At 61.6% G+C, this 16,215-nt stretch carries 16 protein-coding genes; 8 read left to right on the top strand and 8 right to left on the bottom strand.

Annotated features, from left to right (window positions below; genetic code table 11):
• Window positions 1-438: 438 nt before the first annotated feature.
• The 3 genes from ACEN8E_RS18310 to ACEN8E_RS18320 all read right to left on the bottom strand — a co-directional run bounded on the left by ACEN8E_RS18310 (window position 439) and on the right by ACEN8E_RS18320 (window position 3,534).
• Window positions 439-1,194, bottom strand: coding sequence for an HvfC family RiPP maturation protein (locus ACEN8E_RS18310; RefSeq protein WP_495589318.1), 756 nt, complete (start codon window positions 1,192-1,194; stop codon window positions 439-441).
• Complete coding sequence (locus ACEN8E_RS18315) at window positions 1,187-2,029, bottom strand: HvfB family MNIO-type RiPP peptide maturase (protein ID WP_495589319.1); 843 nt, start codon at window positions 2,027-2,029, stop codon at window positions 1,187-1,189. Before ACEN8E_RS18315 ends, ACEN8E_RS18310 begins: the two co-directional genes overlap by 8 nt.
• A 170-nt stretch (window positions 2,030-2,199) precedes the next feature.
• On the bottom strand, window positions 2,200-3,534 hold the full coding sequence (locus ACEN8E_RS18320; RefSeq protein WP_495589320.1) for an acetamidase/formamidase family protein: 1,335 nt from the start codon (window positions 3,532-3,534) through the stop codon (window positions 2,200-2,202).
• A gap of 481 nt (window positions 3,535-4,015) precedes the next feature.
• Between ACEN8E_RS18320 and ACEN8E_RS18325 the strand changes: the two genes are divergently transcribed.
• Together ACEN8E_RS18325 and ACEN8E_RS18330 are read left to right on the top strand one after the other, a co-directional pair.
• Window positions 4,016-5,062: a class I SAM-dependent methyltransferase gene (locus ACEN8E_RS18325; protein ID WP_495589321.1), complete on the top strand. Its 1,047-nt coding sequence runs from the start codon at window positions 4,016-4,018 to the stop codon at window positions 5,060-5,062.
• A 122-nt stretch (window positions 5,063-5,184) separates the two neighbouring features.
• Window positions 5,185-6,027 carry an NAD-dependent protein deacetylase gene (locus tag ACEN8E_RS18330; RefSeq protein ID WP_495589322.1) on the top strand — a complete coding sequence of 281 codons (843 nt, stop codon included), beginning with the start codon at window positions 5,185-5,187 and terminating at the stop codon, window positions 6,025-6,027.
• A gap of 120 nt (window positions 6,028-6,147) precedes the next feature.
• Here the strand turns inward: ACEN8E_RS18330 and ACEN8E_RS18335 are convergent, their stop codons facing one another.
• Window positions 6,148-7,044 carry a LysR family transcriptional regulator gene (locus ACEN8E_RS18335; protein ID WP_495589323.1) on the bottom strand — a complete coding sequence of 299 codons (897 nt, stop codon included), beginning with the start codon at window positions 7,042-7,044 and terminating at the stop codon, window positions 6,148-6,150.
• A 177-nt stretch (window positions 7,045-7,221) separates the two neighbouring features.
• Between ACEN8E_RS18335 and ACEN8E_RS18340 the strand changes: the two genes are divergently transcribed.
• The 3 genes from ACEN8E_RS18340 to ACEN8E_RS18350 are packed head-to-tail and all read left to right on the top strand — an operon-like array spanning window position 7,222 to window position 9,815.
• Window positions 7,222-7,920, top strand: coding sequence for a CoA transferase subunit A (locus ACEN8E_RS18340; RefSeq protein WP_046816298.1), 699 nt, complete (start codon window positions 7,222-7,224; stop codon window positions 7,918-7,920).
• A 36-nt stretch (window positions 7,921-7,956) separates the two neighbouring features.
• A complete protein-coding gene (locus ACEN8E_RS18345) occupies window positions 7,957-8,622 on the top strand; it encodes a CoA transferase subunit B (RefSeq protein WP_034150337.1) in 666 nt (221 codons plus the stop codon).
• A gap of 11 nt (window positions 8,623-8,633) precedes the next feature.
• Entirely contained in the window at window positions 8,634-9,815 is a 1,182-nt protein-coding gene (locus ACEN8E_RS18350; protein WP_495589324.1) for an acetyl-CoA C-acetyltransferase, read from the top strand.
• Between the two features lie 249 nt (window positions 9,816-10,064).
• Here the strand turns inward: ACEN8E_RS18350 and ACEN8E_RS18355 are convergent, their stop codons facing one another.
• The gene (locus ACEN8E_RS18355) at window positions 10,065-10,595 is read right to left on the bottom strand and encodes a chalcone isomerase family protein (RefSeq protein WP_495589325.1); all 531 of its coding nucleotides are present in this window, start codon (window positions 10,593-10,595) and stop codon (window positions 10,065-10,067) included.
• 168 nt (window positions 10,596-10,763) lie between these two features.
• On the opposite strand from ACEN8E_RS18355, the gene ACEN8E_RS18360 reads away from it, so the two are divergent.
• The 3 genes from ACEN8E_RS18360 (at window position 10,764) to ACEN8E_RS18370 (ending at window position 13,003) form a co-directional block, all read left to right on the top strand.
• Window positions 10,764-11,570 (top strand): hypothetical protein, encoded by an 807-nt coding sequence (locus ACEN8E_RS18360; protein WP_495593351.1) that lies wholly within the window; start codon window positions 10,764-10,766, stop codon window positions 11,568-11,570.
• Between the two features lie 97 nt (window positions 11,571-11,667).
• Window positions 11,668-12,339, top strand: a complete 672-nt coding sequence (locus tag ACEN8E_RS18365; protein WP_495589326.1) for a glutathione S-transferase family protein — start codon at window positions 11,668-11,670, stop codon at window positions 12,337-12,339.
• Window positions 12,340-12,433: 94 nt separating this feature from the next.
• The gene (locus ACEN8E_RS18370) at window positions 12,434-13,003 is read left to right on the top strand and encodes a DcrB/PsbP domain-containing protein (RefSeq protein WP_495589327.1); all 570 of its coding nucleotides are present in this window, start codon (window positions 12,434-12,436) and stop codon (window positions 13,001-13,003) included.
• 3 nt (window positions 13,004-13,006) lie between these two features.
• Here the strand turns inward: ACEN8E_RS18370 and ACEN8E_RS18375 are convergent, their stop codons facing one another.
• The 3 genes from ACEN8E_RS18375 to ACEN8E_RS18385 form a co-directional block, all read right to left on the bottom strand.
• Window positions 13,007-13,723: an alpha/beta hydrolase gene (locus tag ACEN8E_RS18375; RefSeq protein ID WP_495589328.1), complete on the bottom strand. Its 717-nt coding sequence runs from the start codon at window positions 13,721-13,723 to the stop codon at window positions 13,007-13,009.
• 375 nt (window positions 13,724-14,098) lie between these two features.
• Window positions 14,099-15,211 (bottom strand): succinylglutamate desuccinylase/aspartoacylase family protein, encoded by a 1,113-nt coding sequence (locus ACEN8E_RS18380; protein WP_495589329.1) that lies wholly within the window; start codon window positions 15,209-15,211, stop codon window positions 14,099-14,101.
• Between the two features lie 205 nt (window positions 15,212-15,416).
• On the bottom strand, window positions 15,417-16,196 hold the full coding sequence (locus ACEN8E_RS18385; protein WP_495589330.1) for an ABC transporter substrate-binding protein: 780 nt from the start codon (window positions 16,194-16,196) through the stop codon (window positions 15,417-15,419).
• Between the last annotated feature and the right edge of the window lie 19 nt (window positions 16,197-16,215).

Below are 16,215 nucleotides of genomic sequence, written 5' to 3' on the forward strand. Positions count from 1 at the left end.
CCATCGCGGGCAAGCCCGCTCCCACAGAAGAGCAAAAGCAGATCGGCGTACACAGGCGCTCTTCACCACTCAACAGGCCGAGCGTTAGCTCGCCTGCAGCTTTTGATCTTGATCCACCCGCCCCCTCGGCAGGCTGAGCGGAGGTGTTCATCCGGGGAATGGCGCGCAGCGCCGTTCGACGCAGTCGAACTCATTGCATGTAGGTCAAGCGAAGCGGACCGGAGGGCAATGCCCCCGGATGAATACCGGAGCGAAGGAACCCCGAGCCCTGGCGAGGGGCCGGACGTTCGGGGCGAGCGCTTTTTTTGCTTACTTTTTTTGAGGCGCTTGTTAAAAAAAGTGAGTCGCCGTCAGGGCGAAACCATAAGTGACCGTTACCGAAGAAACGGATATGTACACGGTCAACCAAGAACCTGGTCGGCCCAAAGGCCGCCAAGGTCAAACAACCCCAACAACCCCCTCCCCATGCATCTGCCGCAACAACCCCAAACCACCCTCGAAAAACGCCGCAGAACCCACCTGCCCCACCTCCACCGCCAACCCCTGCAACTGCGCAACCCCGGTCAACTCCGCAAACTCCACAATCCGCTGCAACAACCGCCACGCCACCGGACTCAACCCGGAAAACCTCACACTCCAATCCTCAGCCCGACGCACCAGCAAAAACGTCGGCTGATCAGGTAAAGCATCCGGCTGAAAATCGGGCCCCAACAACTGCACCGGCCAGGCGTACGCCAACGGCCAGGCCAGCGGCGACACCTGCAAGGGCCGATCCAGCAACAACGCCGCATCACCGCCAGCCAGGGGCTGCGCATCGGACTGCTGCAACACCATTTCCACCCACTCGTAATGCGCCAGCTCCACCATGAACGGCGGCCACCCCCCATCGCTCAATGCCTCAGGCCCGCTCGCGAGAAACTCGACAAACTCCTCAGCGATTTCACCAAACTTCGGCGTACGGGCGCGGTAGTCCCGCAAAAAAATCCGCACCAGCGAACCCCAGCGTTCATTGCCGATAATCTTCACCAACACCGGAAAGGTGCCACTGAGCAGCGAAGACAGATTCGCGAACACCAGATCGCGGTAAACCTGCGCCCGCGCCGGATCCATACCGGTGGGTGGCGCGTTGTGTTCAGGGTCGCGCAGGTACAGGCCCATGGTGGTTTGTTGATGCAAGAGACCCGACTTATCCACGGTTCACCCCCTCCTGTTGCAAGCGGCGAATGGTCTGCAATTCCGCCACCAGCTCGGCGAATGCCGGAAAATTGAAATCGCGCTCCAACAAGGTCGGTTGCGCACCGAACCGGGCATACGCCTGGGCCAGCAACGACCACACCGCCGGTTTGACCGAGGCGCCATGGGTGTCGATCTTCAAGGTATCGGACTCGTCGAAATGCCCGGCAATGTGCATGGCCACCACCCGACCGGAATCGATGCCGGCGAGAAACGCCTGGGGATCGAAACCGTGGTTGATCGAATTGACGTAGACATTGTTGACGTCCAGCAACAGGTCGCAATCGGCCTCACGCAGCACCGCATTGGTGAATGTCACCTCGTCCATGTCCTGTTGGGGAGCGGCATAATAGGAAACGTTCTCCACCGCCAGACGCCGACCCAGGATGTCCTGGGCCTGACGAATCCGCGCGGCGACGTGGTGCACCGCTTCTTCGGTGAAGGGCAACGGCAACAGGTCGTACAGGTGACCGTCATCGCTGCAATAGCTCAAATGCTCGCTGTACAGCGGCACGTTGTAGTGATCGAGAAAAACCCGGACTTCCTGCAGGAACCCGACGTCCAGCGGCGACGGCCCGCCCAGGGACAGGGACAGGCCGTGACAGGACAACGGATAGCGCTCGGCCAGGGCCCGCAATGCCGCGCCGTGAGCGCCGCCGATGCCGATCCAGTTTTCCGGGGCGACTTCCAGAAAGTCGAAATCGCCTGTTGGTGCCGCCTGGAGGTCTTTGAGTAAACCGCGGCGCAGGCCAAGCCCTGCGCTGGCCTTGGCTACGGGGGGAATGGATGTCTGCATGATGTCGATCTCGAACGGTGTCCGGGGTGCGAGCACCGATTGGATGCTCGCCGTCAGACACAGTTAATCGAAGGGGTGTATCGGGCCTGTGTCCACTTGTGCCGGAAAATGCCAGTGTCTGTATCGCCGGCAACCTCATACACACTGTGGTACAGACCCGCCATTGGCTGTCAGGCCAGATCGTATTTCTCACGCACCAGATGGCCGATGCCCATGCGATCGAGCACCGCCATCGGGCACAGGAACGTCACACGCACGGTGCCCGGCAGGCGACTGATGTCGATCGAGCCGGTGATGGTGGCGCGGTTGAGGACTTCGTCATAAGGCAGGCCGGTGACGGAAGCGGCGCGTTGCAGGCCGTTTTCCACCGCCAGATTGAGGTTTTCGCCGCTGCCGATGAAGGTGATCGGCCCGCTCTGTTCGATCTCGTGCTGGCCCCAACGCTCACCCAGCTCACGGACTTTTGCCCTTTGTCCGGCGTTCATTGGCCGCGCCATCGGCGGCAAGTCATCCAGGTTTTGCAACAGGATCGGCCCTTCCAGGGTCAGGTTTTTCACCACTTCCACCACCACTTCGGTTTCCCCGGAGCAATCGGTGGCGTGTCCGGCGATTTCGCCGTTGCCCTGCTGGGCATGCATGTCCCCCATGTACACCCCGGCACCGGGAACTTTCACCGGGCAAATCAGCACGCAGCCTTCGCGGATCGAGTTGGTGTCCATGTGGCCGTCGGTTTTCGCCGCGTGCAGTTCTTCGCGGGTCATGCCGAAACGGTGCGGTGCATTGATCAGGTACTGGCCGAAGTCGGCGCAGTTGTGGGAGTCGGGCAAGTCCCGCGATGGCAACGTGCCGATGTTGCCGAGAAACGGCCGCATGTGAGCCGCAACGCCGGGGATGTCGGCACGGGCCAGGGACAGGATCGAATGCTGGGCAGCGAACTCCGGCAGTGCCGACATTTCTGAAGCCTTACCCGCCAGACGATTGGCGATGTCCTGATTGACCGTCAGGCTGACCTGGTTCTGCGCATCGAACACAATCACATAACCGTGGCTGAACCGAAACGCGCTGACCTCGGTACCACAGTGGTTACAGCGAATGGCCTCGGCGCCGATGCCTGCGACATGGCTGGCCGGATGATCGGTGCCACAGGTGGAGCAGAATTTCGAGACGAACGGATCGCCGTTGTACCGCCCCTCGACAAAGCTCATGACCCCGGACGAAGTCGCCAGCGACGTCACGCGCATGCTTTTGATCTTGATGGCCACCGCATCACCGATTTGCGCCCCGGCGATCGCCACCGGTTGCGTCACTTCATGCCCGCCCTCGAAGGCTGGCGTGATCATTGGCCCCCAACAGCCCGGCGGTGTACCGGTGATCAGCGTGCCGCCGTCGGCCAATGGCCCGAGCATCGGCTGGCTTGGGCCGATGATGCCATGGGTGTAGTGATCGACCCGCAGGCGATCCACGGGTGTGACATCGGAATCAGGTTGAGACACAAGTGTTGTCATGGAAATCCCCTTGACCGCATCAGGCGCGGAACAGAGTCAGGAGCGTGCGACCGCCGGTTGCGACGGCCAGGGAAAGCGTCTTGGCCACCACGGATCAACGGCGCCAAAACGGCCTTCACAGTTCATCGCAGGTTTGTATCGGGACTGTGTTCGGCAGGGGCCTGAAGTTGCGCGGGACTGTATCGAAAGACGGGTTGGATACAGTGGGATACATCAGCCCTCTGTGGGAGCGAGCCTGCTCGCGATGGCGTTTTTTCAGTCAAAAAACTTCGCCTGACACACCGCTATCGCGAGCAGGCTCGCTCCCACAGGGGGACAGGTAGCTTTCGTCGCTCAACGCCGCGCTGCCAGGGCTGCAAACTAAACTTAATGCACACAGGACCGGCTCAGCGTCCTGCACATCCCCACGACCACCGCCCAGTGGCGAATGCCCCGCCAGACAATGCCCCTGGACCATGATCCTGCAGAAGGAGCACACGTGATGGACGAGGCCAGACTCAACGACTTCATGGGCAAACTGGTGAATGACATGGGCGGCGCGGCCATGCTCGCCAACGTCATCCTCGGCGAAGAGCTCGGCCTGTACCGGGCGATGGCCGACAGCCAGCCCATCACTCCCGAAACCCTTGCCGGGAAAACCGGCTGCAACACCCGCCTGCTGCGCGAATGGCTCAGCGCCCATGCCGCCTCCGGCTACATGGAACACCACGACGGCCAGTTCCGCCTGCCCGAAGAGCAAGCCCTGGCCCTGGCCATCGAAGACTCACCGGTCTATATCGCCGGGGGCATCGGTGTCGTCGCGTCGTTTTTCCACGACAAGGACAAGCTGGTCAACGCCATGCGTGGCAACGGCGCCCTGTCTTGGGGAGAACACCATCCGTGCATGTTCAGCGGCACCGAACGCTTCTTCCGCCCAGGCTACAAAGCCCATTTGGTCGCCGAATGGTTGCCGGCCCTCGACGGCGTGGTGGCCAAACTGGAAGCCGGGGCCAAAGTGGCGGACATCGGCTGCGGTCATGGTGCCTCGACGGTGATCATGGCCCAGGCGTTTGCGGATTCGCGCTTCGTCGGCTTCGACTACCACGCGCCCTCCATTACCGTCGCCACCCAAAGGGCCGAAGAAGGCGGTGTGTCCGGTCGGGCCCGGTTCTTCCAGGGCACGGCCAAAAGCTACCCCGGCAGCGACTACGACCTGATCTGCTACTTCGACTGCCTGCACGACATGGGTGACCCGGTGGGTGCGGCCAGGCATGCCTATGAGTCGTTGAAAGACGACGGCACGGTGCTGCTGGTCGAGCCCTACGCCAACGACTCGCTCGACGACAACGTCAACCCGGTCGGACGCCTGTTCTATGCTGCCTCGACGTTTATTTGCACACCGAACTCGCTGTCCCAGGAAGTCGGCCTCGGCCTCGGCGCCCAGGCCGGTGAGGCGCGGTTGCGCAAGGTATTTACAGAGGCTGGTTTCACGCGCTTTCGCCGGGCCACCGAAACGCCGTTCAACCTGATTCTGGAGGCGCGTAAATAATCCCCTGTAGGTGTAGGAGCGAGCCTGCTCGCGATGAACGCAATCACGCCGCGGGGTTTCAGGCTTACAGTGTTATCGTTGACGACCATCGCGAGCAGGCTCGCTCCTACAGGTTTCCCGGCATGCTCGATAGCCTGATCCACGAACAGCTCGATCGCCTCCATCAGCTCATGGCCGACGCGCCGTTCGCGGTCCTGACCGGGGCTGGCATCAGCACGCCCTCGGGCATTCCGGATTATCGCGACAACCAGGGCGTGCGACGGGGCCGGCAGCCGATGATGTACCAGGAGTTTCTCTCTGCACCGCAATCCCGGCGACGTTATTGGGCGCGGGCGATGCTCGGCTGGCCACGGGTGCGTCAGGCGCAGCCGAACGTGGCCCACGACACCCTGGCCAGCCTGCAAGGCACACGACAGATCAGCGGGTTGATCACGCAGAACGTCGATACCCTGCACGACCAGGCCGGCAGCCATGACGTGATCGAACTCCACGGCAGTTTGCACCGGGTGTTGTGCCTCGATTGCGGCCGGCGCAGCGAGCGCGATTCGATCCAGCAATTGATGGAAGCGCAAAACCCGTATCTGGCCGGCGTCGACGCAGTACAGGCGCCGGACGGCGACACCTTGCTCGACCCGGCTTTCGAGGCACGCTTCCAGGTCCCGCACTGCCCGCATTGCGCCGGGGAACGGATGAAGCCGGATGTGGTGTTTTTTGGCGAGAACGTCGCGCAGGCCACGGCGGCCAGGGCGATGGCCGCCGTCGAACAGGCGGCAGGATTGCTGGTGATCGGCTCATCGCTGATGGCCTATTCGGCATTTCGCCTGTGCCGGGCGGTGGTGGATCAGGGCAAGCCGTTGATTGCGATCAACCTGGGCAAGACCCGGGCGGATGAGATGCTGGATTTGAAGATCGAGGGGTCGTGCGAGCGGCTTTTGCCGCTACTGGCACAGCGACTTAACAGCTGATGTGACCCAATCACTGTGGGAGCGAGCCTGCTCGCGAAGAGGCCGACACATTCAGCATCCATGTCAACAGACACACCGCCTTCGCGAGCAGGCTCGCTCCCACAGTGGATTGTGATCTGTTCATGAAAGTTGATGATTGAAATTTTCCGCTTTCAGCACATCAAACATCGCCTGCGCCGCCGCCGACAGCTCTCCCCCCGGCAACGTCAGCACCCCAAGCGCCCGCTCCACGACCGGGTCACGCAATGTGATGCAACGCGCGCCCAGCTCACGCATCTGCCCGGCACACAAGGCCGGCACCGCGCTTACGCCCAGGCCACTGGCGACCATGCGCCCGACCGTCGCCAGTTGATGGCTTTCAAACTCCACCGGCAGCTTCATGCCACGGGCCTGCAGGTGCTCTTCCAGCATTACCCGCACGGTGGAAGGTCGCTGCAAGGTGATGAACGGCTCCTTGAGCAGGGTCTGCCAATCGATGTCATCCAGCCCGGCCAGCGCCGAGTCCAGGGGCACCACCGCGACGAAACGGTCGATGTACAACGGCGTGAATTGCAGCGACGAACTCATGGTCGGCTCGAACGCCACCCCCAGTTCCACCTGCCGATCCCGGACCATTTCCAGCACCTGCTCGTTGATCACATCGTTGACCGTGACGTTGACGTTCGGATAGCGCGCGCGGAAGGTCTTGAGGATCGGCGGCAGCAGGTTGCCGGCAAACGAAGGCATCGCCGCCAGGGTCACACGGCCGCGTTGCAGGGTGAAGCGCTGGCGCATCTCGTCCTCGGCATTGTCCCAGTCGGCGATGAGACGGCGCGCCAATGGCACCAGGGATTCGCCTTCGGCGGTCAGCGCCACGTTACGTGTGTTGCGGGTGAACAGCCGCCCGCCCAGGCCCTCCTCCAGCGCCTTGATGGTCAGGCTCAGGGCCGACTGCGACAGGTGCAGGCGCTCGCAGGCCACGGCGAAACTCAGGCTCTGGGCCACGGCCAGGAAGGCGCGGATCTGCTTGACTGTCATGTGAGAATTGCTCCAGTAATGAAATCGCCATCGCGAGCAGGCTCGCTCCTACAGGGCTTATTGGTGAGTTTTATCTATCAATCAACCTTAAAAATCAACTTAACAAATGAATCAACCAGCGCGACACTCAACCCCATTCGGCTAGCCAGCCGCCCACAAAGAATAAAAGAGGTGCATATGGCAGGTTTCGACAAGCGCGTGAGTTCCTATGAGGAAGCTCTGGCAGGTCTTGAAGACGGCATGACCGTGATCGCTGGCGGCTTCGGCCTGTGCGGCATCCCGGAGAACCTGATCAACGAGATCAAGCGCAAGGGCACTCGCGACCTCACGGTGGTCTCCAACAACTGCGGCGTCGACGGTTTCGGCCTGGGCGTACTGCTGACCGACCGTCAGATCAGCAAGGTTGTGGCGTCCTACGTCGGCGAAAACAAGCTGTTCGAAGAGCAACTGCTCAAGGGCGAAATCGAAGTCATCCTGACCCCGCAAGGCACCCTCGCCGAAAAAATGCGCGCAGGCGGTGCCGGCATCCCGGCCTTCTTCACCGCCACCGGCGTCGGCACCCCGGTTGCCGAAGGCAAGGAAGTGCGCGAATTCCATGGCCGCAAGTACCTGATGGAAGAGTCCATCACCGGCGACTTCGCCATCGTCAAAGGCTGGAAAGCCGACCATTTCGGTAACGTGATCTATCGCCACACCGCCCAGAACTTCAACCCGCTGGCCGCCACCGCCGGCAAGATCACCGTGGTCGAAGTCGAAGAAATCGTCGAACCCGGCGAGCTGGACCCGGCACAGATCCACACCCCTGGCATCTACGTCGACCGGATCATCTGCGGCACGTTCGAGAAGCGCATCGAACAGCGCACCGTGCGTAAGTGATCCCCTGCCCCCGGACCGAATGAAGGAATAAAAACAATGGCACTTTCCCGCGAACAAATGGCTCAACGCGTCGCCCGCGAAATGCAGGACGGCTTCTACGTGAACCTGGGCATCGGCATTCCGACCCTGGTCGCCAACTACATCCCCGAAGGCATGGAAGTCATGCTGCAGTCGGAAAACGGCCTGCTGGGCATGGGCCCCTTTCCGACTGAAGAAACCATCGATGCCGACATGATCAACGCCGGCAAGCAAACCGTGACCGCACGTACCGGCGCGTCGATTTTCTCCTCCGCCGAGTCCTTCGCGATGATCCGCGGCGGTCATGTCGACCTGACCGTGCTGGGCGCCTTTGAAGTGGACGTACAAGGCAACATCGCTTCGTGGATGATCCCCGGCAAACTGGTCAAGGGCATGGGCGGCGCGATGGACCTGGTGGCCGGCGCCGACAACATCATCGTCATCATGACCCACGCGTCCAAGGACGGTGAATCCAAGCTGCTGTCCCAATGCAGCCTGCCGCTGACCGGCGCCGGGTGCATCAAGCGCGTACTGACTGACCTGGCTTACCTGGAAATCGAAAATGGCGCATTTGTCCTCAAGGAACGCGCACCTGGCGTCAGCGTCGAAGAAATCGTCGCCAAAACCGCTGGTAAACTGATCGTCCCGGACCACGTACCGGAAATGCAGTTCGCAGACCAGTGAGGAATCATTCCATGCAAGAAGTCGTCATTGTTGCCGCCACGCGCACCGCGATCGGCAGCTTCCAGGGTTCCCTGGCCAATGTCTCCGCTGTCGACCTGGGCGCGGCAGTGATCCGCCAGCTGCTGGCCCAGACCGGCCTGGACCCGGCGCAAGTCGATGAAGTGATCATGGGCCAGGTGCTGACCGCCGGCGCCGGGCAGAACCCTGCGCGCCAGGCAGCCATCAAGGCCGGCCTGCCCTTCGCCGTGCCGGCGATGACCCTGAACAAGGTCTGCGGCTCCGGTCTCAAGGCCCTGCACCTGGGTGCCCAGGCGATTCGCTGCGGCGATGCCGAAGTGATCATCGCCGGTGGCCAGGAAAACATGAGCCTGGCCAACTACGTCATGCCAGGTGCGCGCACCGGCCTGCGCATGGGCCACGCGCAAATCGTCGACACCATGATCAGCGACGGCCTGTGGGATGCGTTCAACGATTACCACATGGGCATCACTGCCGAAAACCTGGCCGAGAAATACAGCCTGAGCCGAGAGCAGCAGGACGCGTTCGCCGCCGCCTCGCAGCAGAAAGCCGTGGCCGCCATCGAAGCCGGGCGTTTCGTTGACGAAATCACACCGATCCTGATCCCGCAGCGCAAGGGCGATCCGCTGTCCTTCGCCACCGACGAGCAACCACGGGCCGGCACCACGGCCGACTCCCTGGGCAAGCTCAAGCCGGCCTTCAAGAAAGATGGTTCGGTGACCGCCGGCAATGCTTCGTCGCTGAACGACGGTGCCGCCGCCGTGATCCTGATGAGCGCCGACAAAGCCAAGGCCCTTGGCCTGCCGGTACTGGCGAAAATCGCCGCCTACGCCAATGCGGGTGTCGATCCGGCGATCATGGGCATCGGCCCGGTATCGGCCACTCGCCGTTGCCTGGACAAGGCAGGCTGGTCCATCGACCAGCTTGATCTGGTCGAAGCCAACGAAGCCTTCGCCGCACAATCCCTGGCCGTGGCCAAGGACCTGGAATGGGACTTGAACAAGGTCAACGTCAACGGCGGCGCCATCGCCCTGGGTCACCCGATCGGTGCCTCGGGTTGCCGCGTGCTGGTGACGCTGCTGCATGAAATGCTCAAGCGTGACGCCAAAAAAGGCCTCGCCACCCTGTGTATCGGTGGTGGTCAGGGCGTGGCGCTGGCGCTCGAGCGGGCGTAAGCCAACAGCGTTCAACAGACGGCACGGGGACCCACGAAGAACCGTCGCCGCCTGGAAAAACACCCGGTGTGACGCAAGTTGCACCGGGTTCTTTTTTGCCTGCGTTTTTATCAGGTAGACCGCGTTATCGTTCTTCGCGAGCAGGCTCGCTCCCACAGGGTCTTGTGTCCACTGAGGATTAACTGTGGGAGCGAGCCTGCTCGCGAAGAGGCCCGAACCATCACCCCAAAAACCGCAGAATCAACCCATTCAACGCGCCACACCCAACAACTGCTGGCGCAGTTCGGGGTTGCTGGTACGCGGATCGAGCCAGATGGCAAAAAATGCCTGGGCGAATTGCAGGTCCGTCACTTCACGCAACAACTGCTGGCCGAGAAAAAACCGCGCGCCCTGCCCTGGCAGATAGACACCGGTCAGCCGCGTGCCGGCCTGCACATCGACGAACGACTGTTGCATCTGCGCCTGCCAGGATGCCAGTTGCTCGTCACTGATCGCGGCACCGGCGAGCCGCTTGATTTCCCTGACGCTGGCGTTCACCAGGTCATCACGGGCAATGCTGCGCTGGTAGATCAACTCCAGGGCGAACGGCTGATCGTTCGCCAAGGGCCGCGACGTACTCCAGAGCCGCGCGCTGTAGACATCGAAGCCGTACTTGCGAAACTCGCCACTGCCGAGGACTTGCGCACCCGGCAGCGACTCCTGCCAATTGGCCAGTGCCTGACAGCTCAGCAATACAAGCAGCCACAGGCCATGGCGCAGCAGCGATCGTTGACGGTTCATGGCGGGTTGGCCTCATTGTGGATGCCCGGATAAGACGTATGCGCAAAAACCCCTTTCGTACAATTTTCAAGGGGTCTGATTTTTTGTATACAAAAATCGCACACAGATACAGCAATCTATCCGACGCAATGTTACCGTTGCCACCTCACACAGGTCGGAGACGTGCGCGTGTTGATTCTCAAACTGCTGGTGATTCCAGGCTTCCTGCTGCTGATTTCCCTGGCCGGCAAACGCTGGGGGCCGAGCGTGGCCGGCTGGTTGTCGGGGTTGCCGGTGGTGGTCGGGCCGATTCTGCTGTTCCTCGCCCTTGAACAAGGCCAGGCGTTCGCTGCGCAATCGGCCACCGCTGCGCTGTCGGCGATGTTCGCGATGATCGCGTTTTGCGTGACCTACGCTCAGGTCGCACAACGGGCCGGATGGCCGCTGGCGTTGCTGGTCTCGCTGTCGGTCTGGGCGGCGGTGGCAATCGTGCTGTCGCTGATCCCGGCATCCCTGGTGTTTTCGGTGTGCGCCGCCGCCACCGCGCTGCTCGCCGCACCGTACCTGTTCCCCACCGTGCAACCGGTGCTCAGTGGCCCGGCGCCGAAATCCGACAAGCTCTTGCTGCGCATGGTGGCCGGTGCAGTGCTCACGCTGGTCGTGACGCTGCTGGCCAGCACCGTGGGCGACCGCTGGAGCGGCCTGCTGGCAGTGTTCCCGGTATTGGGCAGCGTGATGGCGGTGTTCTCCCAGCAAACCCGAGGCCCGGCCTTTACCGCCGCATTGTTGCGCGCCACCGCCACCGGCATGTACTCGTTCGCCGCCTTCTGCCTGGTGTTGGCGCTGGCGCTGCCGACGATGGGAATGAACGCTTTTGGCCTGGGCATCGCGGTGTCGGTGGCCATGCTGGGCGTGACCAAACGCTTGCTGGCGCGGCCGGCCGGCCCAACGACGGACGCTGAAAGAACCGTCAAAGTACCCAAACACGTTCGATAGTTTCGAACGACTGAAACAACAACCCTGCACGTCATTCGAACAGGTTTGCTTCAACATCAACCTCAGTTCCAACCCCTACCCGACTGAGGCCTACACCATGAAATTCTTTTTCCACCCTTCGCCGAACCCGATGAAAGTTGCCCTGCTGCTCGAAGAGCTGCAAACGCCCTACGAATTGATCGGCGTCGACACCTTCAAGGGCGAGCAACACCAGCCTGCCTTTTTGGCGATCAACCCGAACGCCAAGGTACCCGCACTGGTTGATGGCGATGCCAGCGTGTTCGACTCCCAGGCGATCCTGCTGCACCTGGCGCAGAAACATCAGCGCTACCTGCCGGCATCCGCTGCCGGCCAGGCCGAAATGCTCTCGTGGTTGATGTTCATCGGTACCGGTCTGTCGCCGTTCTCCGGCCAGTCGGTGCACTTCCTGCACCACGCACCGGAAGATCTGCCTTACGCGAAAAACCGCTACTTCAAGGAAGTCGAACGCCACTATCGCATCCTCGACGAGCGCCTGGCCAAGCATCAGTACCTGGCTGGCGACACCTACAGCATCGCCGACATGGCCCTGTGGGGCTGGGCCAACTACGCGCCCTACATCCTCGGCGAGAACGGTCTGGCGGCGTACCCGAACGTCCAGCGCCTGTACGCTGAAATCAGCGCCCGACCGGCCGCTCTGCGCGCCCACGGCCTGAAAGAGAAACTGGTGCTCAAGGCCGAATTCGACGAAGAAACCCGTCGCAACCTGTTCCCGCAAAACCAGGCGTAGGAAGAAAGCGACCGCCCGTTAGCGCACACTGGAATGCATCACATCCTCCGTGGGATGATCGCGCCCCACCGCGCGCCCATCCCTGGAGATTCCGATGTCATTGTTGAGTAAAAAAGCCCTTGTCCTGCTGCTGGCCGCTGCTACCGGCCTGGGGGCTTTGAATGCGCAGGCCGCCAAGGCGCCTTCCAGCGATAACGCGCCCGCCCAACAAGTCTCGATGCTCGGCGGCAAGTTCACTTTCAACCTGCCCAAGGGTTTCCTCGCCAGCCCGCTGCCCGCCAGCCCGGACGGAGCGACAGGCACCCTGTACAGCAACGCGACGACCAAGACCGTGGTTATCGCCGCTGAAAACGACCTGCCCAAAGGTATCGACGTCAAGGACAATGACGGCCAGTTTCTCGACAGCACCGTGGCCGACTTCGATTCGGCGCAACGCAAATCCCTGCCCGACTACAACAAGCTCAGCGAGAAATCCCTGACCCGCAAAACCGGACTGGGCCTGCGCCAGGTCGACGGCACCGCCACACAGGGCGGCGGCATGACCCTCACCACCACGCTGATGGCGGCATCCGGCACGCGCATGACGGTGATCCAGGTGATCTCCCGTCCTGGCGACATGGCAGCCCACGAAACGTTGATCAAACAGATCGTCAGCGGAAAATAGGGCTCAGGGGTTCAGGCGCTGCAACCAGGCGCTCAAATCCTGTATCTCGTCGGCGCTGATGTTATGGCCAACACCTGGGTAGCCGTGAAACTCGGGTTCGAGTGACACGCTCTGCAACAGGCTGTTGGCTTCGGTGCCGTCACTGTAGGGAAGGCGTTTGTCCTGCTCGCCATGGCCGATGAAAATCGCCAGCGACTGGCGCTTCTCATCCGGCTTGAGCTCGGCCTTGAGCACCGGCAGGACCCGCCCGCTCAACGCAGCAATCCCGCCCAGCGCCTCGGGATGCCGCAGCCCCACTTCGTAGGACATGATCGCACCCTGGCTGAAGCCGACCAGGAACACTTTCTCGGCTTCGGTGTGATATTTCTTCACGGCCTGTGCGACAAAATCCAGCAGCACCTGGCCGCTGGACTTCAGATCATCGGTCTCCCCGTTGTAGGCCCCTTCGCCCTTCTTGCGAAACCACTGATAACTGCCCGCCTCCATCACCAAGGGTGCCCGCACCGACAGGTAGGTGTAGGACGCGGGCAAGTCATCCTTGATGCCGAACAGGTCCTGCTCGTTACTGCCGTAACCGTGGAGGAAAATCACCAAGGGTTGATGGTTCGAATCGACACTGGCCTGCTCCAGGTACTTGAGCGGCAAGTCGGTTTGCAGCGGGGTTTGGGCGTGGACGGCAGTGGATGCCAACAGCGTGAGCAACGCGAGAATCTTCAACATGGGTCTTCCTTCACGGAATGCAGGATTCGCGCAAGAGCCTAACACTGTGAACCTGGCAGGAACATCTCAGGCGTAGCTGATGCCGTCTTCGCGAGCAGGCTCGCTCCTACAGGGCCGAGCGTTAGCTCGCCTGCCGCTCTTGATCTTGATCCACCCGCCCCCTCGGGAGGCTGAGCGGATGAATGCCGGAGCGAAGGAACCCCGAGCCCTGGCGAGGGGCCGGACGTTCGGGGCGAGCGCTTTTTTGCTTACTTTTTTAAGGCGCTTGTTAAAAAAGTAAGTCGCCGCAAGGGCGAAACCCTAAGTGGCCGTTACCGAAGCAACGGATATGTACACCAACAAAAAAAACACAAGCTGTCAGGCCAAACCCCCGGATCAGTCGTTGATCAACTTCCCCACCCGAATCGGCTCGCGCCCGGCAACTTTCGCCTGCCAGGTGCCCGGCTGGGTATAGCGCCCACGGTCAATGGCAAACAACACACCGCTGGTACCCGCCCGCACTGTAGTGACCTTGTCATTCAACGGATCGACCACCTCGAACAGCGCATCGCCCTTCTCCACCCATTCCCCGGCTTCACGCAGGAAACTGACCACGCCGTGGTGCGGTGCGAACAGGTATTGGGTGCCTTCGAACGGCATGCCTTCACAGCATTCGGCCGGTGCCGCCGGCCAAGTGCCGGAGATCAAACCCTGCTCGGCGAGGAACCCGAGAATCGCCTCGCAATTGGCCTGGGCCTGATCGACGCGGGTGTCACCCATGCTGCCCAGCTCCAGCGTGGTCGCCAGGTTGGCCGGTGGAATCGCCGCCGTCGGGAACGCCCTGGCCAGACGCAACCATGGCGAAGAACAGGATTCATCGAACGAGCTGCCACCGGAGTCTTCGCACAACAACGCCACGCCGGCCTTCAAGCGCGCCGCCAGGGATCGCCATTGTGGCCAGTGCTGCGGCAAGGCGTAGATATGAATCGCAGCGTCGAAATCGCAATGCAGGTCGAGGGTGATATCGGCGTCGCAGGCATGGCGCAGCAACAGGCGGTGCATCGCTTCGAGCTGCGATGTCGCTGCCGGCAAGTCGTCAAGGACCTGGCCCATGGTCTGGCGAATCAGCACGATGTTGGCCTGGGCATCGCTGCCGAGGCGATCACCGATCAACTCGGCCACCGGTGCACTGAGTTCGACGAACGAGCGGTTGAAGTTCTTGCCGCTGCCCAGCTCGAAACGCCCCATGTGGCTGCCTTGCAGGTGCTGATCGAGGCCAATGGGATTGGCCACCGGCACCAGTTCGATCACACCGTTCAACCGTCCCTGTCGTTCAAGTTCGGTCAGGCGTTTCTTCAACTCCCAGGCCGTGCGCATGCCCGGCAGTTCGTCGGCGTGCAGGCTGGCCTGGATGTAGACCTTGCGTGGGCCGGAACCATAACGGAACACGCTGAGGGTGCGCTCTGTGCCCAGGTGGCTCCAGGGAAGCGGGTGGTCGATGCGTTGCATGTGGGGAACTCCTGAGTGTCTTTGCGGTGAGAGCACCTGTGGGAGCGAGCCTGCTCGCGAAAGCGCCGTGTCAGGCAACGTGAATATTCAATGTGCCGACGCCTTCGCGAGCAGGCTCGCTCCCACAGGTCTCTCTACGCTGAAAATGATTGCACAAAAAAAATGGCAACCGCGCCAACGGTTGCCATTTTTTCAGCCTGCTCGCTTACTCGCCGTAAACGTCAAACTTGAAGTACTTGTCCTGCACTTGCTTGTACTTGCCGTTGGCGCGGACTTCGGTGATGGCGGTGTTGAATTTGTCCGCCAGCTCCTTGTCACCCTTGCGCACGGCAATACCCGCGCCGCCACCGAAGTATTTCGGATCGTTGTACTCAGGGCCGACGAAAGCAAAACCTTTACCGGCGTCGGTTTTCAGGAAACCGTCGTCCAGGTTGACCGAGTCGGCCAGCAGCGCGTCGATGCGGCCGGAGACCATGTCCAGGTTGGCTTCCTGTTGCGAGCCGTAACGCACCAGCTCGATGCCGGCAGGCACCAGCACTTCCGTGGCGAAGCGGTCGTGGGTACTGGCGCGCAGCACGCCGACTTTCTTGCCCTTGAGCTCGGTCAGCGGGTCCTTGATGTCGGTGCCTTCCTTCATCACGAAGCGCGCCGGGGTGTGGTAGTACTTGATGGTGAAATCGACGTTCTTCTTGCGGTCGTCAGTGATGGTCATGGACGACAGGATGGCGTCGATTTTCTTGACCTTCAGCGCAGGGATCAGGCCGTCGAACTCTTGTTCGACCCAGGTGCACTTCACTTTCATCTGCTCGCACAGGGCGTCGCCGATGTCCACGTCGAAACCGGTGAGTTTGCCGTCAGGGGTTTTCATCGAGAATGGCGGGTAGCCGGCTTCGATGCCGATGCGGATCGGCTTGGCGTCTTCAGCCACGGCGGTCAGGGACAACATCGACAGTGCCAGGGCACCGAACATCATTAGCTTCTTCATTTATAACTCCTGTGTGCGG

The organism is Pseudomonas sp. Pseusp9, from assembly GCF_059491265.1.

Excerpts from the sequence above, each read along its gene's own strand:
- ACEN8E_RS18380 (WP_495589329.1), bottom strand. The coding sequence starts at position 15,211 with ATGCAACGCATCGACCACCCGCTTCCCTGGAGCCACCTGGGCACAGAG.
- ACEN8E_RS18315 (WP_495589319.1), bottom strand. The coding sequence starts at position 2,029 with ATGCAGACATCCATTCCCCCCGTAGCCAAGGCCAGCGCAGGGCTTGGC.
- ACEN8E_RS18340 (WP_046816298.1), top strand. The coding sequence starts at position 7,222 with ATGGCAGGTTTCGACAAGCGCGTGAGTTCCTATGAGGAAGCTCTGGCA.
- ACEN8E_RS18335 (WP_495589323.1), bottom strand. The coding sequence starts at position 7,044 with ATGACAGTCAAGCAGATCCGCGCCTTCCTGGCCGTGGCCCAGAGCCTG.
- ACEN8E_RS18350 (WP_495589324.1), top strand. The coding sequence starts at position 8,634 with ATGCAAGAAGTCGTCATTGTTGCCGCCACGCGCACCGCGATCGGCAGC.
- ACEN8E_RS18325 (WP_495589321.1), top strand. The coding sequence starts at position 4,016 with ATGGACGAGGCCAGACTCAACGACTTCATGGGCAAACTGGTGAATGAC.
- ACEN8E_RS18370 (WP_495589327.1), top strand. The coding sequence starts at position 12,434 with ATGTCATTGTTGAGTAAAAAAGCCCTTGTCCTGCTGCTGGCCGCTGCT.
- ACEN8E_RS18320 (WP_495589320.1), bottom strand. The coding sequence starts at position 3,534 with ATGACAACACTTGTGTCTCAACCTGATTCCGATGTCACACCCGTGGAT.
- ACEN8E_RS18355 (WP_495589325.1), bottom strand. The coding sequence starts at position 10,595 with ATGAACCGTCAACGATCGCTGCTGCGCCATGGCCTGTGGCTGCTTGTA.
- ACEN8E_RS18345 (WP_034150337.1), top strand. The coding sequence starts at position 7,957 with ATGGCACTTTCCCGCGAACAAATGGCTCAACGCGTCGCCCGCGAAATG.
- ACEN8E_RS18385 (WP_495589330.1), bottom strand. The coding sequence starts at position 16,196 with ATGAAGAAGCTAATGATGTTCGGTGCCCTGGCACTGTCGATGTTGTCC.
- ACEN8E_RS18330 (WP_495589322.1), top strand. The coding sequence starts at position 5,185 with ATGCTCGATAGCCTGATCCACGAACAGCTCGATCGCCTCCATCAGCTC.
- ACEN8E_RS18365 (WP_495589326.1), top strand. The coding sequence starts at position 11,668 with ATGAAATTCTTTTTCCACCCTTCGCCGAACCCGATGAAAGTTGCCCTG.
- ACEN8E_RS18375 (WP_495589328.1), bottom strand. The coding sequence starts at position 13,723 with ATGTTGAAGATTCTCGCGTTGCTCACGCTGTTGGCATCCACTGCCGTC.